Below are 20,865 nucleotides of genomic sequence, written 5' to 3'. Positions count from 1 at the left end.
CAAGCGCATGCAGACCAACAGCAACGTCGCTGCCGCAGGGCTTGCAATGGCGGCTTCTGCCATCCTCAGTTTCATCGATAACTTCGTCTTTGCCGTCAGCCAGGAGGCCGGGCTGTGGCAGTTCCAAGTGTTTCGCACGCTGTTTGCGCTGCCCTTGCTGCTGATCGGTGCGCATCTGCTGCGTCAGCCCGTTCGGGCCGTGAACCTGCCACGCCTGTCCCAACGCAGCGCGGCAGTGTCCGTTGGCTTGCTGATCTACTTTGCAGCCCTTGGCACGCTTCCCGTCGCGCAGGCCGGTGCCGGTTTGTTCAGCGCGCCGATCTGGGTTCTTCTCTTGTCAGCGCTACTCTTCGGCACCCGTCTCAGCGCGTTGCAGTTGCTGGCGATTCTCACCGGCTTTGGTGGCGCGTTGATGCTGCTTCAGCCCGACTTTGCGAACCTGACACCGACTTCGCTGATGCCGCTGGGGGCAGGGCTGTTCTACGGGCTCGGCATGCTGCTGACCCGCCACATCTGCGCAAATGAAAGCGCATTGGCGCTGGCCTTGTGGATCTTTCTGTTCATCGGCGGCGCAGGTCTTGTGATGCTGGCCACCGTCAGCTTGGTGCCCGGCGCCGATACCGCAGGTCCTTTCCTGACCCGCGCCTGGGTCACTCCCAGCCCGCGTTTTCTGTGGCTCACTCTGTTTCAGGCGGCCGGTGCCGTGATCGCGGTCTCGCTCATCGCGCAGGCCTACCGTATCGGCACGCCCGCTTTCGTGTCGGTCTTCGAATACTCCTTCCTCATCTTCGCCTGCCTCTGGAGTTTTCTCCTTTGGGGTACGGCCGCCACCCCCCTTGCATGGGCCGGAATCGCGGTGATCATCACCTCTGGCCTGGCCATGTCCCTCCTTCAGATAAGAGATGCCTGATGCCCCCGCTTCCTTCCGATCTTGCCATGGTGCCCTTTGTCTCTGTCGAACACATGATGGGGCTGGTCCATCACATCGGCATCGAACGGCTGCTGACACAGCTGGCCGATGAAATCGAAAACGACTTCAAACGCTGGGAGAGCTTCGACAAGACGCCCCGCGTGGCGTCCCATTCGCCCGTCGGCGTGATCGAGCTGATGCCCACCTCGGATGGCGAGATGTACGGTTTCAAATATGTGAACGGCCATCCGAAGAACACCAAGGAAGGGCTTCAAACCGTTACGGCCTTCGGACTTCTGGCAGACGTCGACACCGGCTATCCGAAACTGCTGACCGAGATGACCGTACTGACAGCTCTGCGCACCGCTGCCACCTCGGCCATGGCGGCAAAACACCTTGTCCCCAAGGGTGCGCGAACCATGGCGATGATCGGCAACGGCGCACAGGCAGAATTCCAATGCCTCGCATTCAAAGCGGTCTGTGGCATTGATACCGTTCAGCTTTATGACATCGATCCGGTGGCCACTGAAAAGACCGCGCGAAACCTGTTCGGCACGGGCCTCACAGTCGTCTCCTGTTCTAGCGGTGAGGCGGCGATGGAAGGGGCTGAGATCATCACCACCTGCACTGCAGACAAGCAGAACGCCACCATCCTAACCGACAACATGGTCGGCCCCGGTGTCCACATCAACGCCATCGGCGGCGACTGCCCCGGCAAGACCGAGTTGCACCGCGACATTCTGCTGCGCTCGGACATCTTCGTGGAATACCCGCCGCAGACCTGGGTCGAAGGCGAGATTCAGCAGCTGGAAGAAACACATCCCGTAACCGAATTGTGGCAGGTGATCACAGGCCGGCAACAGGGTCGCGTAGACAGGCGCCAGATCACTCTTTTTGACAGTGTCGGCTTTGCGATCGAAGATTTCAGCGCCTTGCGCTATATCCACCGCGCCATTCAAGGCACGGAGTTCTACATTAATCTCGACCTGCTGGCCGATCCGAATGATCCGCGTGATCTGTTTGGCATGCTGACGCGGGCGAAGGGCTAAGCGTATGGACCTCAGTGCACGCCAGATCCTGGACCGGCTTGTCGCTTTTCCGACCGTCAGCAGCGACAGCAACCTTGCGCTGGTGGACTTTGTGGAACGCTATCTGCTGTCGCACGGGGTTACACCTGTGCGGGTGCCGTCGCCCTGCGGAACCAAGGCTTCAATCTTCGCCCATATCGGGCCAGAGGTGGAGGGCGGTGTGGTGCTGTCGGGTCATACGGATGTAGTGCCGGTGGAAGGCCAGGATTGGACCAGCGATCCCTTCACCGTGACCGAACGCAATGGCAGGCTTTATGGCCGCGGCACCTGCGACATGAAGGGGTTCGATGCGCTGGCGCTGGCCGCCGTGCCGCTCGCGTTGAAAAGCCCGTTGAAACGCCCGATTCAGATCGCACTCAGCTATGACGAAGAAGTCGGAATGACAGGTGCGGCACCTATGATCGAACGCTTGCTGGCAAGCGGCCTTCCCAGGGCAGATGCGGTGATTATAGGGGAACCGTCGATGATGCAGGTGGTTTGCGGCCACAAGGGCGGATTCGGATACATCGTTGATGTGCGCGGGCACGAGGTGCATTCCTCGATCATGCACGAGGGTGTCAGCGCTGTGATGATGGCGGCCGAACTGGTCAGCTGGGCTAACCGGGTGAACGCAGAGAACGCCGCCCGCAGGCCAAGCATGGTGGATGCGGGTTTCGTGCCGCCCTATACCACCGTCCACGTCGGCACCATCAAGGGCGGGACCGCCCATAACATAACTGCGAAGGATTGCCGTTTCGAGATCGATTTCCGCGTGATCCCAGGCGAGGACCAGAGCCTGTGGGAGGCCCGCTTCGAAGCCCAGGCCGCAAGGCTGGAAGCAGAAATGAAAGCGGTCCATCCCAGCGCCGAGATTACTCTGTTTCAGGATTTCAATGCTCCTGGATTGGCACCCGAACCCGACGGCGCCGCCGAGGCGCTGGCCCGCCGCCTGACCGGCGACAATGCCCCTCGCGTCGTTAGCTACGCCACAGAAGGCGGGCTATTCCAACAGCGCGGCTATTCCACCGTTATCTGCGGTCCCGGCGACATAGCGCAAGCGCACCAGCCGGACGAGTATATTCTACTGGACCAGTTCGAGGAGGGGGGGCGTTTCATGGAAAACCTAATCCAGGATAACTGTCAGTGAGTTTCACACTGCTTTGCCTCATTTCGGGCTGTAATCTTGAAATCGGGCGATCTGACCCTGGTCTTTGAACACCTGTTGTGAGCCGAAAAAGGCACGTACAGCATGGCTCTGGGGTAAGTGTAGTCTGTGACAGAAGCAGCAGGTCTTGGACCGTTCTTTCACCGGGCCCATCTATTGTTCAACGGCAAGCGAAACGATCATAGCAGTGGGCGGGATGCTACTAGCCGGTGATCACGATCTGCACGGGCTGAAATGGGATAATGGCGGAGAGACAGGGATTCGAACCCCGGGTAGGTTTGCACCCACAACGGTTTCCGAGACCGTTTTCGACATCAAAACTGAAGTCCTCATATCAATAAAACAAAGGCTTTGTTGCGATAAAATAGGCATGTTCGGCACAGAAAGCGGGTAGGGGTGTCATAGGAAAGCGTCATCGTCAATTGAGATGAGTGAACTTCTTCAGTGGTTACCGAAAGCTCATTGATGTTCCGAAGGGCGGGAAGCTACCTTTCGCCGCGACTGCAGAGCAGTTGTTTTGAAATGGAACCAAAGATCCTTGGCTTGAGTGCTTCTTCGCTATCAAAAGCGATAGAAGCGTTTTGACGTGCCATGGAACACGTCTTCTTGGTTTGAGCTGGGGATGAGTTCCTGGTGCCGGGAAACAACCTCCTTGTAAGTTGAAGCGAGGCTATCAACCGGGAAATTCGATCCGAACATGCAGCGATCGGCGCCAAACTGGGACAAGCAAGTAGAAACGATAGGCGCGACGCTGTCAGCGCTCCAGTTGTGGTCGAACATTCCGAGGCCGGAGAGTTTGCAATAAACCTGCGGCAGGCTCGACAATGCTGTCAATTCATCTGCCCACCTTTGCAAACCTTGTGGTGTCCGGTCGTGTGGCGAGCCTGCGTGGCAAAGGGCTATCCGGGTTGCCGGAGCTTGCGCAAGAACATCTGCAGCTTGACCCATTAGTTCAGGCAGCAGCTGAAGGTCAAAGGAAAGGCCGCGGGTGCCCAGTTGCTTCAGACCAGCCAAAAACGCTGGGTCTTTAAGCAGCGCGTTTGTGCCAGTTGACGCGTCTTCACCCGGAGCACGGCCGATAATCTGACGAACGCCGCGCACAGAAGGCAGGGTTTGAAGACGGTCGAGGTGTTCGTCCAGATCATCAGAGGTCAGATCGCAGAAAGCCACTTGCACCAACGGCCAGTCAGGGAACTGGTCGGCAATGGATTGCACCCATTGAGCTTCGATCCAGGGGTCAGCAGCGCCGACCTGAATGTGTACCGAAGCGCCGATGCCCATGGCCTCGGCATCTGCGCGAAATTCCGGCAGCAAATAGTCCCGCTGGATGGAAGCCGGGTCGCCAAAAAATCGAACGATGCCTCTCTCCATGAGCCAGGGGTAGTTCACTGCAGAGAGATCCCACAGGTGGTGATGTGCATCTATCTTCATGGTGTTTCGATCCCCGTGGTGCGTGCCAGAATATCAACTCCTTGCCCATTCCAGAAGTGGAGCAGGTCGATGAAGATCCAGTTTTCGGCCAGTTTGTCACCAGCGCGGCGATAGATGTCTATCACCCTAAACTCGCCGGGTTTATCGGTGGCAGGCATACCCATGAACCCTCCCGACGGAGTAGCCGTGAAGTTGGGCCAGCCGAAGAAGCCGCCATAATGCCCTTCGGCTAGGCGGCAGATATGTTTGGTCTTTGATCTGTCTTTGAAAGTCGCGCGGAACGGTCCAGAGTGCTGCTTGGCATAGCGTTCTATCGTGTAGGTCGCGCCGATCCCCTCGGGTCCCCACCAGATCATGTCCTGGTGCCAGGTTCGGGCCAATTCATCCTCAAGCGACACCCCACTGTCCCATTGGCCAAGATCCGAGATCATCGCATTGATGACCGCCAGTGTTTTCATGCCTTCTTCAACCGGTTGTTCGCTCAATAGCAGGCCGTCATGCGGCATTGGTCCAGGCTGCACCAGATGCGCAGCCGTTTGCGGAGGAAACGGGTTCTGTCCGGCTTGCACCATCAGGTGGGGTATGTCGAAGTACATTGCTGTTTCGACAATCCTGTCACCAACGACTTTGTAGAACGCGCAATATCGTAGGAACGCCAATTTACCGGTTGGGCGAATACCCAACCACGGTTGGTCGAACAGCCCCATCAAATGCCCCATGGACACAACCCAGACGTCAACCTCGTCACGCAACGAGTTTTGCCCCGCAAACAAGACATCCACACGGTTCTGCATGTGGTTTAGGCTGCATTTTAGCGGCCGCCAGAATTGCCGGGCGACGTGTTCGGCACCATTGATTTCGTCGAATGGATGAAAACCGTGCCACTTCAGTTCTGGAGAGCAGAATTGGCTCATCACCTTGGGGGATTCTTGCTCTGTCGCGGAATCCATGGCGGTGTGAAACGCGGAGACCAGGTTTTTTTCTGTCTGAAAGTTCACAGTGTTTACCATTGTAATCAGGGTTTTACGAGAGGCGCGAGGCCGGTGTGAGTCGGATATCAATAGCATGTTTGCATACGTATGCAAAAAAGTCTTGCCTGATTTAGTATATGCGAATTACACTTTTGCAAACGTATGCAAAATGATTCCTTGCAGGGGGCACCATGGCGGAAATTCAATTGCGGAACGTCGGTAAACGATGGGGCTCATTCGTTGGGGTTCACAACTTCGACCTGACGATCGCGGATCGCGAGTTTCTGGTGCTGCTCGGGCCCTCGGGCTGCGGCAAGACCACCACGATGCGCATGATTGCCGGTCTTGAGGACGTGACCGAGGGCGAAATCCTGGTCGACGGCAAGGTGGTCAACGACCTTGAGCCCAAGGACCGCGATGTGGCGATGGTGTTCCAGAGCTACGCGCTCTACCCAAATATGAACGTCTATGAGAACATCCGCTTTCCGCTGAAAGTGCGCGGTATCGATCCGGCGACCCATGATGAAAAGGTCCGCCGTGCCAGCGCGATGGTTGAGCTGGACGAGTTCCTGCACCGCAAGCCCGCCGAACTGTCCGGTGGTCAGCGGCAGCGTGTAGCTTTGGCCCGAGCCATTGTCCGCGAACCCAACGTGTTCCTGATGGATGAACCGCTGTCGAACCTCGACGCCAAGCTGCGGGTCTCGACCCGGGCGCAGATCAAGAACCTCAGCCACGAGCTGGCGGTGACTACCATCTATGTGACCCACGACCAGATCGAAGCCATGACCCTGGCTGACCGCGTTGTGGTCATGAAAAAAGGCGTGGTTCAGCAGGTCGGCAGCCCGACCGAGATTTATGACCGCCCCGCGAACACCTTCGTGGCCAGCTTCATCGGTTCACCGGCGATGAACCTGATGGACGGCCAGGTCTCAGCCGGCGTGTTCCGTGCCGAACATGTTGAGATTCCAGTCGATGCGCCGGATGGCCCGATGACGCTGGGCTTCCGCGCCGAGGATGCCAGCCTTGCCGAAGGGCAGGGTCAGATCACGGCTCCGATCTATACGCTGGAGCTGCTGGGCGACGCGACCATGATCTCAGTCCGGGTCAGTGGCGCACTGGTGTCGGTCAAGGCCGATAAAGCTTTCCGCGCCGAGATCGGCGAGATGGTCTCGTTCTCGGTGCCAACTGAAATCTGTCACCTCTTTGAAGCTGAAAGCGGTGCGCGGATCGGGGAGCAATCCCACAAACAGCCCATTCGGGCATAACAGCGGTCCGGACGTCGACGACGGACCGATCCTGACAGGGAGAAACGCATGAAACTCAAATCACTCTTCATGGCAGGCGCCATGTCGCTTGCAGCAACCGGCGTATGGGCCGAATGTGCGTATGAAAACGAAGTGCCGCTGAAATCGCTTTCGGCTGGTTTCGAGGCCTGGAAAGCGGTCACCGACGCAATGGCCGAATGCGGCAACTTCAGCGCTTCGCTGGATCAGGAATTCCGCGAAAAGCAGCCCGAGGCCTTTGCAGCGAACCCCTCGCTGTATCAGATCGGTGGCGTTGCCAACGAGACTATGATCCCGTTGCTGAACGCAGGCTCGTTGCGTCCGCTGGATGATCTGGTCGAGAAATACGGTCAGGACCTGCTGCCGAACCAGCTGATCAAGGTAGACGGCAAGGTGATGGCGATTGCCATGATGGTGAACGCACAGCACTTGATGTACCGCAGTGACGTTCTGGCCGATCTCGGCATCGAAGAGCCCAAGACCTATGATGATGTTTTGGCCGCCGCTGCCAAGATCAAGGAAGCGGGTGTCATGGATTATCCGATTGGTGGCACGTTCAAGACCGGTTGGAACCTGGCTCAGGAATTCGTCAACATGTACATGGGCGAAGGCGGTCAGTTCTTTGGCGAAGGCAACATGCCCTCGATCAACAACGAACAGGGCGTCAAGGCGCTTGAGACCATGAAAGCGATGACCGAGTTCATGGACCCGGAATACCTGGTATCCGACTCGACCTACGTTCAACAGCAGTTCCAACAGGGCAAGATCGCGATGGCGAACCTGTGGGCCAGCCGTGCCGCCGCGATGAACGACGAAGCCGAAAGTCAGGTTGTCGGCAAAGTGACCATGGCGTCGGCGCCGATGGGTGCGGCTGCGCCATCGACCACGATCTGGTGGGATGGTGTCGTTCTGGCTGCAAACATGACCGACGAAGAAGCGGATGCCGCGTTCCGTCTGGTTCTGGAAGGCATCGACGGTGACATGGTCAGCGCCAACAACGACGTCGCTGTCTGGCTGAGCCCCGCCTACACGCCGGGTGAACTGGCAGCCGGTGCCGCAGCGTCTGCAGAAAACGGTGCTAAGGCGTATCCTGCGTCGGCCCCGATGGGCGTTCTGCATAGCGCGCTGGGCAACGGTCTGGCCGACTATCTGACTGGTGCCAAGGATGCATCGACCACTCTGGCCGATATCGAAGCCGCTTATCTGACTGCTGCGAAAGAAGCAGGTCTGGTCAACAACTGATCCTCCCGGGGGGAGGGCTCCGGCCCTCCCATCCCCTCCTGATCCCTCGAGAACCATGAGAAAGGCAGAGCCATGAATTTCCGGACATTTGCCGCCTTTGTTGGCCCCTCTGTCTTTATGATGCTTCTCTTCATAGCTTTCCCGCTGTTCAGCGTGTTCAAGCAGAGCTTTTACATCACCCAGCCGATCTATGAGACGGTCGAGGTGGAAACCTGCACCCCCGGTTTCCTGACCCAGACCTGTGTGACCGAGCTGAAGTCGCAACCGAAGCTGGACGAACACGGCACGGTCATCACCCAGACGCAATATGTGGGGCTGCAAAGCTATCGCAACGTGTTGGAACCTGAACGGGCCTGGCGCGCGATCAGCGAAGGCAGCCTGAGCGTTCTGTCCACAATCAACTTCTGGAAGGCGCTGCGGTTTACCCTGACATTCACGTTGATCACGTTGCCTTTGGTGATCGTCTGCGGGTTGGGCATTGCGGTTCTGATCAACAACGCCGCGCGGTCGATCCGTGGGCCGGTGATCTTTATCTCGTTGCTGCCCTTTATCATCACGCCGGTGATCGGAGTGCTGTCGATCAACTGGCTGTTCCGCGGTGACGGTATCCTGACCGCGCTGCTGGAATGGTGGCTGAACCGCGATATCGCCCTGTTTGCACAGGCTTGGACGATTGAGATCCTGATGATGCTCTATCGGGTGTGGCACGTCGCACCCTTCGCTGCCATCGTGTTCTATGCCGGTCTGCAGACCGTCAATCAGGACAGTTTGGAAAGCGCCGTGATCGACGGTGCCACCCGCTGGCAGCGGATGAAATACATCGTCATCCCGCACCTGATGCCGCTGATCATCTTTGTGTCGATGATCCACCTGATGGACGCCTATCGCGTGTTCGAAGAAATTGTCGGTTTCTCGAGCCAGGGCTATGTCATCTCGCTGCAGTGGCTGACCTATGACTTCCTGGTACCCGATCAGGCCGGCAACCGGTCGATCAGCCGGGCCTCGGCCAGCGCCATGCTGACCATGATCGGCATCGTCATCCTGCTTATCCTTCCGCTGCGCCGGACATGGCGCGATCACAAAGGGGGTCACTGATATGTCCTCACGCGCGCTTCGCCAACCGTTCAGCCTGCGACTGACATCCAACGTCTTCCTGGTCTTCTGGTGCCTGGTCGCCGCCTTCCCGATCTTCTGGATCGCGGTGATGAGCTTCAAATCCCCCGTGGATGCCTTTGACAGTAACGCGCTGAACGTGATCTTCGGGCCTGCGACTCTGGCCAAGGGCAACGGTCTGTCGCTGCTGGATATCATTCTGGGCATTGCGGTGATCTGGGGTACGATCATCGTGGCGACCAAGACCTTGCCCTCGATGGTCAAATCCTATTCCAAACCCGGTCAGGAGTGGATCGGTTGGATCATCGGAATTCTGGCGGTCGCCGTGGGCTTTCTGGTTGCGTTCTTTGTGATCCTGCCCGCGATCCTCGGTGTGCTGAACCCGCTCTTTGGCCCCTTGGGCCGGGACATTCTGGGCCTGACCACCGAACATTATAAAACTGTCTGGATCGATCGCGGTTTCTCGGACAACTTCCGCAACTCGCTGATCGTAACCACCGGGGTTGTGACCGTGTCGCTGACAGTGGGGACGCTGGCGGGCTATGGTTTGGCGCGCTCGGGGTCGACCTTCGCGTTCTGGATTCTGATCGTGGCGCTGGTGTTCCGCGCTCTGCCGCACTCGGTTCTGGTCGCGGGCTACCTGCCGGTCTTCATCAACTCGGCTGAATGGCTGAGCCCGATCCTGGGCGACAATGCACCGACACTGTACGGCAAGCCGTTTGCGGTGATCGCGGTTCTGGTTGCGATCAACCAGCCCTTCACCATATGGATGCTGCGCTCGTTCTTCCAGAACATCCCGTCTGAGCTGGACGAGGCCGCCCGAGTTGATGGCTGCAGCCACTTCCAGGCCTTCCGCCGTGTCATCATGCCGGTGATGTGGCCGGGCGTGATTACCACGGGGCTGTTCAGCTTTTTGCTGGCCTATAACGACTTTCTGGTGACCTCGCTGTTACTGGATGCGCAGAACCAGACCATGGTTCCGGCCATTGTCGGCATGTTTAACCGCGAGACGACGACAACCGACCAGGTGGTCGCCGTGGCCGCCGCCGTGTCGATCACCGCGCCGCTGATCTTCCTTGTTCTGATCTTCCAGCGCCAGATCGTCAGCGGGCTGACTGCAGGGGCGGTGAAAGGCTGATGAGCAATAACGCCCGACATAACGCCATGTCGCGCCACCCGGCGCTGAACAGGATGCCAAGGGATTTTCTGAGCATTGGGGGACCTGTCCCCAAACTCTTCCCCAAGCAATCTGAAAGGACATGAGACATGAAAGGTTCTCGCCCCGAACAAGCGGTTCTGACCCGCGACACCGATCTCAGCAAAACTGAAGAGACACGCCGTGTGATTGAAACCATGGTGGATGGTCTGAACGACCACCGCATCGACGATATTGGTGAGTTCTTTGCCCAGGGTTTTCGCTGGATGGGTAATCAGGGCTGCGGCACCAAGACCGGCCTGAAAGAGTTTCAGGACAACTGGCAGCGCCCGTTTCAGGCTGCGTTCTCGGACAAGACCTGCATTGATGAAGCGCGCCTTTACATGGGTGAGTGGGCAGCAGCTTTTGGCCGTCAAGAAGCGACCCATTCGGGTGAGTTTCTGGGCATCGCTCCCACCGGCAAGCGGGTTGAGATCCGCTACATGGACTTCTGGAAGGTGGTCGATGGCAAGATTGCCGACAACTGGGTGAATGTCGACTTCGCGCATGTCGCGGCGCAGCTGGGGGTCGATCTGTTCAACGGTGAAGGCTGGGAAGCATTTGACCGGGGGGAAAAACTTCCGCCCCGGCCCGAAAACTGAGGATTGGAAACATGACAATCGAGTATCTTAAACGCGGTAAGTCTGACGCTGACCGGGCCGAAGATGACGCCAAAACCCGCGCTGTGGTTGAGGCGACACTGAAAGACATTGAAACCCGTGGCGACGCCGCCGTGCGCGAGTTGAGCGAGAAGTTCGATAGCTACTCGCCCGAGTCATTCCGGCTGTCTCCAGAACAAATCGACGGACTGATCGGTCAGCTGACAGACCGAGAGTTGGCAGATATCAAATTCGCGCAGGAACAGGTGCGAAACTTTGCGCAGGCGCAGCGGGATTCGATGCTGGATATCGAGGTCGAAACTCTGCCGGGCGTCATTCTTGGACACAAGAATATCCCGGTGCAGTCGGTCGGCTGCTATGTGCCCGGCGGCAAGTTCCCGATGGTCGCTTCGGCGCATATGTCGGTGGCGACGGCCTCGGTGGCGGGTGTTCCGCGCATCATCGCCTGCACGCCCCCGTTTAATGGCAAACCCAACGCCGCGGTGATTGCGGCGATGCATCTGGGCGGCGCGCATGAGATTTACGTCATGGGCGGCATTCAGGCCATCGGTGCGATGGCGCTGGGCACCGAGACCATCGAACCCGTGCATATGCTGGTCGGCCCCGGTAACGCCTTTGTGGCCGAAGCCAAGCGCCAGCTGTTCGGCCGTGTCGGCATCGACCTGTTCGCAGGACCCACCGAGACCATGGTGATCGCCGACGAAACCGCCGCAGATGCCGAGCTTTGCGCGACCGACCTGCTGGGGCAGGCGGAACACGGCTATAACAGCCCCTGCGTGCTACTGACCAATTCACGTAAACTGGCCGAGGACACCATGGCCGAGGTCGACCGTCTGCTGGGTATCCTGCCCACGGCTGGCACTGCAAAAGTGTCTTGGGATGAATATGGCGAGGTGATCGTCTGCGACACCTATGACGAGATGTTGCAGATCGCCGATGACGTCGCCTCGGAGCATGTTCAGGTGATGACAGATCGCGACGACTGGTTCCTTGAGAACATGACCTGCTACGGCGCGCTTTTCCTCGGGCCGCGTACCAATGTTTCCAACGGCGACAAGGTGATCGGGACGAACCACACGCTGCCGACGAAAAAAGCCGGTCGTTACACCGGGGGGCTTTGGGTTGGTAAATACCTGAAAACGCACAGCTATCAGAAAGTTCTGACCGATGAAGCGGCGACGTTGATTGGCGAATACGGCTCGCGCCTCTGTATTCTGGAAGGTTTCGTGGGCCATGCTGAGCAGTGCAATGTTCGCGTACGGCGTTATGGCGGAATTAACGTACCCTATGGCGAACCCGCGCCGTATCGGGATGCTGCTGAATGAGTGACCCGCACACCCGGCATAAGGCCCTGATCGCTCCGCTCAGGTCTGCGATGTATGATTTTTCCGAGGCCGGTGTCCGCAAGGCGCTGGCTCAGGCTACGTCTCCAGACACGGTGTTCCACCTGTGCCATCCCTTTGGCGACAGAACCGGCAGCGATTCTTTCTATGATTGTGCCCTCAAAGACCTGTTGGCCGCCTGGCCCGATCTGGAGCGTCGCGATTACATCGTCATGGCCGGGCCGGACGAAGACGGCGCGGACTGGGTCGGATGCGGGGGCTACTACACAGGTACTTTCACCGGCCCGTGGCTCGAAATCCCGCCCACCGGGCATCAGGTGACCATGAGGTTCCACGAATTCTATCGGTTCGAGGACGCCAAGGTCATTGAAATGCAGGCGCTTTGGGATATCCCCGAGGTGATGATGCAAGCGGGGGCTTGGCCGATGGCCCCAAGCCTTGGGCGCGAATGGCATGTTCCCGGACCGGCCACGCAAGACGGTTTCGTGCCCGGCCCCCATGACGCGGCCAAGGGAAAGGCAACCTGTCAGCACATCATCGACATGCTGGAACACCTCAAGAAACACCCGTCGCAAGGCGGCCCCGAGGTGATGGAGATGGAACGCTTCTGGCATCCGCGTATGAACTGGTACGGCCCCTCGGGCATCGGTACCGGGCGCGGTTATGCGGGTTTCCGCAACTGGCACCAGATTCCGTTTCTGAACGGGATGCCGGATCGCGGGCAGTATGTAGGGGACATCACTTATCACTTCTTCGGTGACGGCGAATACGCTGCGGTGACCGGCTGGCCCAACATGATCCAGACTGTCACGGATGATGGCTGGTTGGGGATTGCGCCTTCGGGCAAGAAGATCACCATGCGCAGCCTTGACTTCTGGCGGTTGGAAAACGGCAGAATCCGGGAAAACTGGGTTCTGGTCGATCTGTTGGACGCATACCGTCAGCTTGGCGTTGACGTCTTTGCCCGTCTGCGGGAATTCAATAAGGCCCGCAACATGGGTCGTATCGAAATACCGGATGGAATGCATCAATGACCGAACTGCCACGCACCCCTTCGTTTTCCCTGAACGGAAAAACCGCCCTCGTTACCGGAGCCTCCTCGGGCATCGGACAGGGCTGCGCGGTGGCTTTGGCCGAGGCAGGCGCGCATGTCGTCTGCGCGGCCCGAGGTGCGGACCGGCTGAACGACACTGTCGCTGCTCTGCAAGGGCAAGGCTGGTCAGCCGAGGCCCTTGTGCTGGATCAGGGCGATCTGGGTGCGTTAGAGCAGCTATTCCTGACGCGCAGCTTTGACGTTGTGGTGAATTCCGCCGGGGTCGCGCGGCACAGCGCTGCTGTTGAGACAACGCCCGAGGATTTCGATCTTGTCACAAGTGTAAACCTGCGTTCGGCCTATTTCCTTTCGGCCTACGCGGCCCGCGCCTTGATCGAGGCTGGAAAGCCTGGTTCGATCATCCATATCTCCAGCCAGATGGGGCATGTCGGCGGAGTCGACCGGGCGCTTTATTGTGCGACCAAACACGGGCTGGAGGGCATGGTCAAATCAATGGCCATCGAATGGGGCAAACAGGGCATCCGGATCAACACGGTCTGCCCGACTTTCATCCGAACACCGCTCACCCAATCCACATTCGACAACCCTGAACGCGCCGCGTGGATCATGGAAAAGATCAAGCTGGATCGCGTGGGTGAGGTCGAAGACATCATGGGCGCTGTCCGCTACCTCGCCTCAGACGCCTCAGCGCTGGTCACCGGCACCTCGATGTTGATTGACGGAGGTTGGACGGCAGACTGATGGCTGAGAAAGTAACATCACTCCAGGTCGCCCAGCTTGCAGGGGTTAGCCAATCCGCGGTTAGCCGAGTCTTCACGCCCGGGGCTTCGGTCAGCAAGAAGACCGAAGAGAAAGTGCGAAAAGCCGCTACTGAATTGGGCTATCGCCCCAATGTGTTGGCCCGCGCGATGGTGTCCGGTAAAAGCCGCATCATCGGTTTAGTGGTCGCCTATCTGGACAACTATTTTTATCCCGAAGCGCTCGAGAAGTTGTCGAATGAGTTGCAGGAGCAGGGCTATCACGTCCTGATCTTCATGGCCTCCAGAACAGCCGGAAACATTGACGGCGTGATGGAGGAAATCCTCGATTATCAGGTTGATGGGGTTATTCTGGCCTCGGTCGCGATGTCGTCCGATATCGCAACGCGGTGCCAACAGGCCGGTGTGCCGGTGGTGCTGTTCAATCGTAGTCAGGACATCGACGGAATCACATCGGTCACGTCTGACAACTATGCGGGCGGTCGCAAGGTGGCCGAGTTCTTTGTCGCTGCCGGCCACAGCCGCATCGCTTACATCGCCGGGTGGCAAGGCGCATCAACCCAGCGAGACCGCGAAGCTGGCTTCCGAGCAGCTCTGAGCGATGCGGGCCAGGCCCTGTACGCTCATGAGATCGGAGAGTTTCACACCGAGAATGCGCGCTTGGCGGCACGTCGTATGTTCGATGTCGAGCCGGAGAAACGGCCCGACGCGGTTTTCGTCGCCAATGACCACATGGCTCTTGCCGTCATGGACGTCATCCGGTTCGAGCTGGGATTGCGTGTGCCCGAAGACGTTTCAGTCGTTGGATATGATGACGTCCCGCAAGCTGCTTGGCTTGCCTATAACCTCACAACCATTCGTCAGCGCGCCAACCTGATGGTTGCCGAAACAGTTGACGCTCTGCTGGATCATATTGAAAACCCGACAGCTGCTGCGGCACGCAAGGTCGCGATTGATGGGCCACTCATCGTGCGCACATCGGCACGATTGCCCAAAGGCTGGACGCCGCAAAGGATGAAAACATGAGAGGCTTTGATCCCAAGTTCCGGGACTTCCCCGACTATATCATCGGTATCACCAAAGAGATTTGGGAAGACCGGGGTATAGCGACCCTGCACGACTATTACAGCGAAGATATCGTCGTGCGCTCGCCCGGTTCGGTGGTTCTGGGCAATCAGAACGTGATCGGCGCGACTATGGCGACACTGGCCGAGTTTCCGGACCGGCAGTTGCTGGGCGAGGACGTGATCTGGTCCGGCACTCCGGAAGAAGGGATGCTGAGTTCTCATCGTATCCTTTCAACGGCCACGCATCTGGCCGAGGGTGTTTACGGCAAGCCAACGGGAACAAAGCTGCGTTACCGGATTCTGGCCGATTGTCACGCTATTAACAATCAGATCAATGACGAGTGGCTGATCCGCGACCAAGGTGCCATCGTGCGCCAAATGGGCTGGGCCCCCAAGGAATATGCCGCCGATCTGATCGCCCGCGAGGGCGGCCCGGACAACTGCGTCAAGCCTCTGACCCCCGAAATCGATCAGCCTGGGCCGTACAAGGGTCGTGGAAACGACAACGAGTGGGGGCAGCGCTACGCCGACATTCTGAGCCGGATCATGAATGCCGATATGGGTGCAATCGAGGCAGAATATGACCGGGCCATTCAATCGGAATACGTGGGCGGCGTGACCGGACATGGCTGGGATGCGGTCGATCGTTTCTGGATGGGTCTGCGGGCGAGTTTCCCAAATGCCGAATTCAAGATCGAGCATCAGATCGGGCGTGACGATCCGGATATGCCACCCCGCGCCGCAATCCGCTGGAGCCTTTGGGGCAAACATGACGGCTGGGGCGTTTTTGGTGCGCCAACCGGCGCGCAGGTGTATGTCCTCGGCATCAGCCACGCCGAGTTCGGCGCCCTGATTGGCGGCCAGGCGCAGTTGCGTCGCGAATATACTCTGTTTGATGAAACCTCGGTCTGGAAACAGATCCTGTTGGAGAGTGGTGAGGTCTGAGTGGCGCGCCCGGCCGCATATCGCATCCTTGTGGATGGTCTGAGTGAGACCGGGACTCTTCGGCGTTATCATATGCATCGCCAAAGCCTGCGTGCACGGCGTTTGAACCTGCGTCCGCCAGGGGAATGAGAAAGTGTGCCGCACAGGCACGCAAACCACCATTCCTGAAAACGTAGTATCGGAACTTACAAAATGTCGAAATCAAACATCTCTTCCCGCATCGTTCGCTATGGTGAACTCCGGCCGTGCAAAACCGCATTTATCGACGCCCATACTCCGGGCAGCGATCAGAAAGAGAACTTTACAATCATCGGCGGTGGCGTTTCGGAATCCCCGGATCAGCACGTGCATATCACTGACAAGATCGGCTTCAACATCGGCGCTGCGGGCCAGCCCCCGAAGTGCCGAAATTCGCTGCACAGCCACACTACAGCTGAGGTGTTTTTTGTCGCCAAAGGCCGTTGGCGGTTTTTCTGGGGGCGTTATGGTACCGCCGGTGAGTTCATCGCAGAGGAGGGTGATATCTTTAACATCCCCACAGGTATCTTCCGCGGCTTCGAAAACGTTGGTCAGGACTACGGAATGATCATGTCGATCCTCGGCGGTGACGATGCGGGCGGTGGAGTGACATGGGCACCTCAAGTCATTGAAGATGCTCGGGCACATGGGCTGATGCTGGGCGACAATGGTGTTCTGTACGACTCCAAAAAGGGGCAGGAACTACCTCATAATGTGCGCTCGATGCCTTTGCTGACCGAGGAGCAGTTGAAGGACTACCCCGAAGTTCCGGTTGAGGATGTCGTAGGCAATTATGTCGCGCGATATTGGGACCTGATGGCGTTGTCGACCAGCAAGCCCGCACAGGTGATCGGCGAAAACGGAATGATCAAGGATAAACCCGGTTTCGAGGTTGATTTCCTTGGGCGAGGATCCTCAGTGACCGAACCGGTTGTAGCAGAAAAACCTGTGGTTCTTATGCCGGCCAGCGGCCACTGGCGTGTTTCGATCGACGATCATGAAACCACTGTGTCCACCGGCGACACGGCTTTGGTGCTGTCCGGTGAATCCTATAGCGTAGAACCTTCGATGACCGGGCAGGCGGGCCTGTATCGGATCACCGCGACCGATGACCCGGCAGGAGCCACATGGACAGGATGAGTGTAGACCCCGAAGAAACACACGCCGTTTATGAACGGCAAGCGACGGAGTATGACAAGCGTCGCTCAAAGGCTCTGTTCGAAGCGCGCTGGCTGGCGCGCTTCACGGCGAGCCTCAAGCCGGGTGACCATGTGCTGGATCTGGGCTGCGGTACAGGCGACCCGATTGCACGCTGGTTCATGGCTGAGGGGTTCGCAGTAACAGGTGTCGATTTTGCCGAGGCGATGCTGGTCATTGCCCGTGACCGGTGGCCTGATGGGGATTGGCGGCATGCGGATATGCGGGACTTTGAGCTGGATCAGCAATTCGACGGTATCATCGCCTGGAACAGCTTTTTTCATCTGACGGCAGGTGAACAAAAAGACTGTATCGCCCGCATGGCGCGCCATTTGCGACCCGGCGGAATGCTCATGCTGACTGTGGGACCCCGTGCCGGAGAGGTCAGCGGCACAGTGGGATCAGAGCTTGTCTATCACGCCTCTTTGTCCCCAGCCGACTACGCGACGTGTCTCGAGGAAAACGGACTGCAAATGACCGGGTATTTGGCCGAGGACCCTGAAACCCAAAGCCACACGATCCTGATGGCACGCAAAGTTTAAGGAGGCGCTGATGACTATCAAAACCACACATGTTGGGTCTCTGCCCCGAACGCAAGACGTGGTGGATTTCATTTTCGCCCGTGAAAACGGTGAAACCTACGATACCGCCGCTTTTGACGCCTGCATGACCGAAGCGGTTTCCGAGACAGTGCGCAAACAGGTCGACGCCGGTGTCGACGTTGTCAGCGATGGCGAAACCTCGAAGATTTCCTACGCGACCTATGTCAAGGATCGTTACACCGGGTTTTCAGGTGACAGCCCACGAAATGCGCCTGCAGACCTAAAGATGTTCCCCGGCTTCCTGCAGCGACTGGCCAATGACGGGGGTACGCCGCAATACGCTCGACCGATGTGCACCGGCGAGGTGCGTTCAAAAGGGCAGGGCGAGTTGGAGAAGGATATTGCCAACCTCAAAGCTGCAATGGAGCAGCACGAGGCAGAGCGTGGTTTCATGAATGCCGCGTCTCCCGGCGTGATCTCTTTGTTTTTACAGAACGATTTCTATCCCACGCGAGAGGCCTATCTTGCAGCGCTGGCCGATGCCATGAAAGAGGAATACGAAACCATCGTGGCCGCGGGTTTGGATCTGCAACTGGATTGCCCCGATCTGGCCTTGTCGCGCCATATGCTGTTCACCGATCTCTCGGACGACGAGTTCGTCAAGATTGCGGATATGCATGTCGAGGCCCTGAACCACGCACTTCAGAACGTCCCGCAGGACCGCGTGCGGGTTCATATCTGCTGGGGCAACTACGAGGGTCCACATTGCTGTGACATCGCAATGGACAAGGTTTTCAACACTTTGATGGGCACCAAATCGCGCTATGTCCTGTTCGAGACCTCGAACCCGCGACACGCGCACGAGTGGACGGTGTTTCGTGACCGCAGGACTGAGATACCCGATGATAAGATTTTGGTGCCCGGCGTGGTCGACACCACCACCAATTTCGTCGAGCATCCCGAACTCGTGGCCCAGCGGGTCGAGCGCTTTACAGGAATTGTCGGCGCAGAACGGGTGATAGCGGGTAGCGATTGCGGCTTTGGCACATTTGCGGGCTTTGGTGCGGTCGACCCTCAGATTGCCTACGCCAAGTTGTCGGCACTGTCTGACGGGGCAAAGCTGGCCTCGGCATGACACCCTTGATCTTCCTGCCGGGCATGATGTGTGATGCCCGCCTGTTTGGCCCGCAGATCAATGCTCTGTCGGGCAGCAGGCCCGTGATGACGTTCCCTTTGTCCCGGCACGACAGCGTGCAGGCCATGGCGCATGATATCCTGAAAAATGCGCCGCCCGAGTTCGCTCTGGCCGGCTTGTCGATGGGGGGGATCGTGGCGATGGAAGTATTGCGTCAGGCCTCTGCACGTGTCTCGCGCCTGGCTTTGCTCGACACTAACCCGCTGGCCGAAAAACCAGAGGTCAAAGCCCGCCGCGCGCCCCAGATGGCCGCCGTTCGCGACGGCAAACTGAGGACGGTGATGCGTGACGAGATGAAGCCCAGTTACTTGGCGGATGGGCCAAACCAGGGGGCTATCCTGGATCTGTGCATGGCAATGGCCACCGACCTGGGCCCTGACGTTTTCTTGCGCCAGTCGCAGGCGCTGATAGACCGCCCGGACCAAAGCACGACTTTGAGGGCATTTACCGGAAACGCTCTGGTTCTGTGCGGGCGAGAAGACAAGTTGTGCCCTATTGAGCGTCACCAGATGATGCATGATCTGCTGCCACATAGCGCGCTGGAGATCGTTGAAGGTGCAGGGCACCTCCCGACATTGGAACAACCACAAAAAACTACAGCGGCATTGATCCGCTGGTTGGAGGACACATGACGCCATCCCTTTTGTCCCTGCTACGCAAGGTCGACACCCCCACCGTCTGCAATGCCATCGAAGTGGCGCAGGGCAAGCGCGGGTTCGACAGGTTTACGCGCGGCACGATGCTGAGTTCTGCCCCCGAAGAGCCCGCGATCGTCGGCTATGCGCGCACTGCCAAGATTGCAGCAGTCAATCCACCGACCGAGCCGCCTGAAATCACCAAAACCCGACGTATGGCTTATTACAAATACATGGCCGAAGCGTCCGGCCCTTCAGTCGCGGTGGTCGAGGATCTGGATTATCCCGATTGCATTGGCGCTTATTGGGGTGAGATCAATACGACGGTTCACAAAGGGTTCGGCATGTCAGGTGTCGTAACCAATGGTGTCATGCGCGATCTCGGGGACATACCCGAGGGGTTTCCGGTTGTTGCTGGCTCCGTCGGGCCGAGCCACGGTTTCGTCCACATCCGAGAGATTGATACGCCGGTTTCAGTTTTTGGCCTGACCGTTAATCCGGGCGAATTGGTTCACGCTGACCGTCATGGTGCCCTGGTCGTGCCCGAGAATGTCGTCGATCGGTTGGAAGTTGCAATACAAAAGCTTTTGTCGACGGAACGTATTGTCTTGGACGCAGCCCGACATCCGGAGTTTAATTTTGAAGCATTCGAAACCGCTTGGGCAGCCTTTGAAAAAGCCAGAGTCTGAGTGCCAGTTGAGTGAATAAGAAACGGCGTACCTAAGGTACGACTGACTTTTTGGTGCCACAATGACAAACTCTGAAAACGGTACGTCAGAACAGGCCGTGTTGCAAAAGTAAGCTCAACTTCGAATGTCCTCTTCCCGCCGATTCTGTTGAAGACCAAAGTGTTTCTTGTGCGGAATTGACGTCATTGAGCGCGGTGCGAATGCCTTTCTGGTCAGGCTTTTCGCGTTTGCTGCAGTGCGGGAAAGATCTTGGCCGATTTCCGGAGGTTTTGGGCGGTGGCGGCGAGGAGGAATTCGTCATTTGCACCACACGGACCACGTAATCGGAGCCGTCTCAGCCCAAGAATGCGTTTGAGGCGGGCAATGAGCCTCTCGACCTTCTTTCTGAACTTCCTTGAGATGTCGTACTGGCGGGTCTTGGCAAT

21 protein-coding genes are annotated in these 20,865 nt (G+C 58.1%); 18 read left to right on the top strand and 3 right to left on the bottom strand.

Annotation, left to right across the window (positions count from 1 at the left end; genetic code table 11):
- The first annotated feature begins 7 nt into the window (after nt 1–7).
- The 3 genes from AC2TCY_RS03515 to argE are packed head-to-tail and all read left to right on the top strand — an operon-like array spanning nt 8 to nt 3,124.
- Nucleotides 8–910 carry a DMT family transporter gene (locus AC2TCY_RS03515; RefSeq protein WP_480845531.1) on the top strand — a complete coding sequence of 301 codons (903 nt, stop codon included), beginning with the start codon at nt 8–10 and terminating at the stop codon, nt 908–910.
- Nucleotides 910–1,959 (top strand): ornithine cyclodeaminase, encoded by a 1,050-nt coding sequence (locus AC2TCY_RS03510; RefSeq protein ID WP_480845530.1) that lies wholly within the window; start codon nt 910–912, stop codon nt 1,957–1,959. Before AC2TCY_RS03515 ends, AC2TCY_RS03510 begins: the two co-directional genes overlap by 1 nt.
- Nucleotides 1,960–1,963: 4 nt before the next feature.
- On the top strand, nt 1,964–3,124 hold the full coding sequence (gene argE, locus AC2TCY_RS03505) for an acetylornithine deacetylase (protein ID WP_480845529.1): 1,161 nt from the start codon (nt 1,964–1,966) through the stop codon (nt 3,122–3,124).
- Between the two features lie 579 nt (nt 3,125–3,703).
- Here the strand turns inward: argE and AC2TCY_RS03500 are convergent.
- Together AC2TCY_RS03500 and AC2TCY_RS03495 are read right to left on the bottom strand one after the other, a co-directional pair.
- On the bottom strand, nt 3,704–4,573 hold the full coding sequence (locus tag AC2TCY_RS03500; protein WP_480845527.1) for an amidohydrolase family protein: 870 nt from the start codon (nt 4,571–4,573) through the stop codon (nt 3,704–3,706).
- Nucleotides 4,570–5,571, bottom strand: coding sequence for an ester cyclase (locus AC2TCY_RS03495; protein WP_480845525.1), 1,002 nt, complete (start codon nt 5,569–5,571; stop codon nt 4,570–4,572). The genes AC2TCY_RS03500 and AC2TCY_RS03495 overlap by 4 nt, the downstream gene beginning before the upstream one ends.
- A gap of 164 nt (nt 5,572–5,735) precedes the next feature.
- Here AC2TCY_RS03495 and AC2TCY_RS03490 point away from each other — a divergent pair, with 164 nt between their 5' ends.
- The 15 genes from AC2TCY_RS03490 to AC2TCY_RS03420 all read left to right on the top strand — a co-directional run bounded on the left by AC2TCY_RS03490 (nt 5,736) and on the right by AC2TCY_RS03420 (nt 20,440).
- Nucleotides 5,736–6,809 carry an ABC transporter ATP-binding protein gene (locus AC2TCY_RS03490; protein ID WP_480845523.1) on the top strand — a complete coding sequence of 358 codons (1,074 nt, stop codon included), beginning with the start codon at nt 5,736–5,738 and terminating at the stop codon, nt 6,807–6,809.
- 48 nt (nt 6,810–6,857) lie between these two features.
- Nucleotides 6,858–8,069, top strand: coding sequence for an ABC transporter substrate-binding protein (locus tag AC2TCY_RS03485; protein WP_480845522.1), 1,212 nt, complete (start codon nt 6,858–6,860; stop codon nt 8,067–8,069).
- A gap of 72 nt (nt 8,070–8,141) precedes the next feature.
- Nucleotides 8,142–9,164: a carbohydrate ABC transporter permease gene (locus tag AC2TCY_RS03480; RefSeq protein ID WP_480845521.1), complete on the top strand. Its 1,023-nt coding sequence runs from the start codon at nt 8,142–8,144 to the stop codon at nt 9,162–9,164.
- A 1-nt stretch (nt 9,165) separates the two neighbouring features.
- The gene (locus AC2TCY_RS03475; protein ID WP_480845520.1) at nt 9,166–10,320 is read left to right on the top strand and encodes a carbohydrate ABC transporter permease; all 1,155 of its coding nucleotides are present in this window, start codon (nt 9,166–9,168) and stop codon (nt 10,318–10,320) included.
- A gap of 128 nt (nt 10,321–10,448) precedes the next feature.
- Nucleotides 10,449–10,979 (top strand): ester cyclase, encoded by a 531-nt coding sequence (locus AC2TCY_RS03470; protein ID WP_480845519.1) that lies wholly within the window; start codon nt 10,449–10,451, stop codon nt 10,977–10,979.
- An 11-nt stretch (nt 10,980–10,990) separates the two neighbouring features.
- Entirely contained in the window at nt 10,991–12,322 is a 1,332-nt protein-coding gene (gene hisD, locus AC2TCY_RS03465) for a histidinol dehydrogenase (protein WP_480845518.1), read from the top strand.
- Nucleotides 12,319–13,374 carry an ester cyclase gene (locus tag AC2TCY_RS03460; RefSeq protein ID WP_480845517.1) on the top strand — a complete coding sequence of 352 codons (1,056 nt, stop codon included), beginning with the start codon at nt 12,319–12,321 and terminating at the stop codon, nt 13,372–13,374. Before hisD ends, AC2TCY_RS03460 begins: the two co-directional genes overlap by 4 nt.
- Entirely contained in the window at nt 13,371–14,135 is a 765-nt protein-coding gene (locus AC2TCY_RS03455) for an SDR family NAD(P)-dependent oxidoreductase (protein ID WP_480845516.1), read from the top strand. The genes AC2TCY_RS03460 and AC2TCY_RS03455 overlap by 4 nt, the downstream gene beginning before the upstream one ends.
- Entirely contained in the window at nt 14,135–15,178 is a 1,044-nt protein-coding gene (locus AC2TCY_RS03450) for a LacI family DNA-binding transcriptional regulator (protein WP_480845515.1), read from the top strand. Before AC2TCY_RS03455 ends, AC2TCY_RS03450 begins: the two co-directional genes overlap by 1 nt.
- Nucleotides 15,175–16,164, top strand: coding sequence for a nuclear transport factor 2 family protein (locus AC2TCY_RS03445; protein ID WP_480845513.1), 990 nt, complete (start codon nt 15,175–15,177; stop codon nt 16,162–16,164). The genes AC2TCY_RS03450 and AC2TCY_RS03445 overlap by 4 nt, the downstream gene beginning before the upstream one ends.
- A 192-nt stretch (nt 16,165–16,356) precedes the next feature.
- On the top strand, nt 16,357–17,322 hold the full coding sequence (locus tag AC2TCY_RS03440; protein ID WP_480845512.1) for a cupin domain-containing protein: 966 nt from the start codon (nt 16,357–16,359) through the stop codon (nt 17,320–17,322).
- Complete coding sequence (locus AC2TCY_RS03435) at nt 17,319–17,921, top strand: class I SAM-dependent methyltransferase (protein ID WP_480845511.1); 603 nt, start codon at nt 17,319–17,321, stop codon at nt 17,919–17,921. The genes AC2TCY_RS03440 and AC2TCY_RS03435 overlap by 4 nt, the downstream gene beginning before the upstream one ends.
- 10 nt (nt 17,922–17,931) lie before the next feature.
- Nucleotides 17,932–19,056: a cobalamin-independent methionine synthase II family protein gene (locus tag AC2TCY_RS03430; RefSeq protein WP_480845510.1), complete on the top strand. Its 1,125-nt coding sequence runs from the start codon at nt 17,932–17,934 to the stop codon at nt 19,054–19,056.
- Nucleotides 19,053–19,748, top strand: a complete 696-nt coding sequence (locus AC2TCY_RS03425) for an alpha/beta fold hydrolase (protein ID WP_480845509.1) — start codon at nt 19,053–19,055, stop codon at nt 19,746–19,748. The genes AC2TCY_RS03430 and AC2TCY_RS03425 overlap by 4 nt, the downstream gene beginning before the upstream one ends.
- The gene (locus AC2TCY_RS03420) at nt 19,745–20,440 is read left to right on the top strand and encodes an RraA family protein (protein ID WP_480845508.1); all 696 of its coding nucleotides are present in this window, start codon (nt 19,745–19,747) and stop codon (nt 20,438–20,440) included. Before AC2TCY_RS03425 ends, AC2TCY_RS03420 begins: the two co-directional genes overlap by 4 nt.
- Before the next feature lie 212 nt (nt 20,441–20,652).
- Here the strand turns inward: AC2TCY_RS03420 and AC2TCY_RS03415 are convergent.
- On the bottom strand, nt 20,653–20,865 hold a 213-nt coding region (locus AC2TCY_RS03415; protein WP_480845507.1), incomplete at its 5' end, for a transposase.

It is taken from the genome of Ruegeria sp. HKCCD7181 (genome assembly GCF_057221055.1).
Note: the sequence above shows the minus strand (reverse complement) of the source record. Positions and strands in the feature narration are given on the sequence as shown.

What these genes read in the sequence shown, in the direction of transcription:
- AC2TCY_RS03475 (WP_480845520.1), top strand. Translation starts at nt 9,166, where the DNA reads ATGTCCTCACGCGCGCTTCGCCAACCGTTCAGCCTGCGACTGACATCC.
- AC2TCY_RS03445 (WP_480845513.1), top strand. Translation starts at nt 15,175, where the DNA reads ATGAGAGGCTTTGATCCCAAGTTCCGGGACTTCCCCGACTATATCATC.
- AC2TCY_RS03485 (WP_480845522.1), top strand. Translation starts at nt 6,858, where the DNA reads ATGAAACTCAAATCACTCTTCATGGCAGGCGCCATGTCGCTTGCAGCA.
- AC2TCY_RS03420 (WP_480845508.1), top strand. Translation starts at nt 19,745, where the DNA reads ATGACGCCATCCCTTTTGTCCCTGCTACGCAAGGTCGACACCCCCACC.
- AC2TCY_RS03455 (WP_480845516.1), top strand. Translation starts at nt 13,371, where the DNA reads ATGACCGAACTGCCACGCACCCCTTCGTTTTCCCTGAACGGAAAAACC.
- argE (WP_480845529.1), top strand. Translation starts at nt 1,964, where the DNA reads ATGGACCTCAGTGCACGCCAGATCCTGGACCGGCTTGTCGCTTTTCCG.
- AC2TCY_RS03490 (WP_480845523.1), top strand. Translation starts at nt 5,736, where the DNA reads ATGGCGGAAATTCAATTGCGGAACGTCGGTAAACGATGGGGCTCATTC.
- AC2TCY_RS03480 (WP_480845521.1), top strand. Translation starts at nt 8,142, where the DNA reads ATGAATTTCCGGACATTTGCCGCCTTTGTTGGCCCCTCTGTCTTTATG.
- AC2TCY_RS03425 (WP_480845509.1), top strand. Translation starts at nt 19,053, where the DNA reads ATGACACCCTTGATCTTCCTGCCGGGCATGATGTGTGATGCCCGCCTG.
- AC2TCY_RS03435 (WP_480845511.1), top strand. Translation starts at nt 17,319, where the DNA reads ATGAGTGTAGACCCCGAAGAAACACACGCCGTTTATGAACGGCAAGCG.
- AC2TCY_RS03430 (WP_480845510.1), top strand. Translation starts at nt 17,932, where the DNA reads ATGACTATCAAAACCACACATGTTGGGTCTCTGCCCCGAACGCAAGAC.
- AC2TCY_RS03510 (WP_480845530.1), top strand. Translation starts at nt 910, where the DNA reads ATGCCCCCGCTTCCTTCCGATCTTGCCATGGTGCCCTTTGTCTCTGTC.
- AC2TCY_RS03515 (WP_480845531.1), top strand. Translation starts at nt 8, where the DNA reads ATGCAGACCAACAGCAACGTCGCTGCCGCAGGGCTTGCAATGGCGGCT.
- hisD (WP_480845518.1), top strand. Translation starts at nt 10,991, where the DNA reads ATGACAATCGAGTATCTTAAACGCGGTAAGTCTGACGCTGACCGGGCC.
- AC2TCY_RS03450 (WP_480845515.1), top strand. Translation starts at nt 14,135, where the DNA reads ATGGCTGAGAAAGTAACATCACTCCAGGTCGCCCAGCTTGCAGGGGTT.
- AC2TCY_RS03460 (WP_480845517.1), top strand. Translation starts at nt 12,319, where the DNA reads ATGAGTGACCCGCACACCCGGCATAAGGCCCTGATCGCTCCGCTCAGG.
- AC2TCY_RS03440 (WP_480845512.1), top strand. Translation starts at nt 16,357, where the DNA reads ATGTCGAAATCAAACATCTCTTCCCGCATCGTTCGCTATGGTGAACTC.
- AC2TCY_RS03500 (WP_480845527.1), bottom strand. Translation starts at nt 4,573, where the DNA reads ATGAAGATAGATGCACATCACCACCTGTGGGATCTCTCTGCAGTGAAC.
- AC2TCY_RS03470 (WP_480845519.1), top strand. Translation starts at nt 10,449, where the DNA reads ATGAAAGGTTCTCGCCCCGAACAAGCGGTTCTGACCCGCGACACCGAT.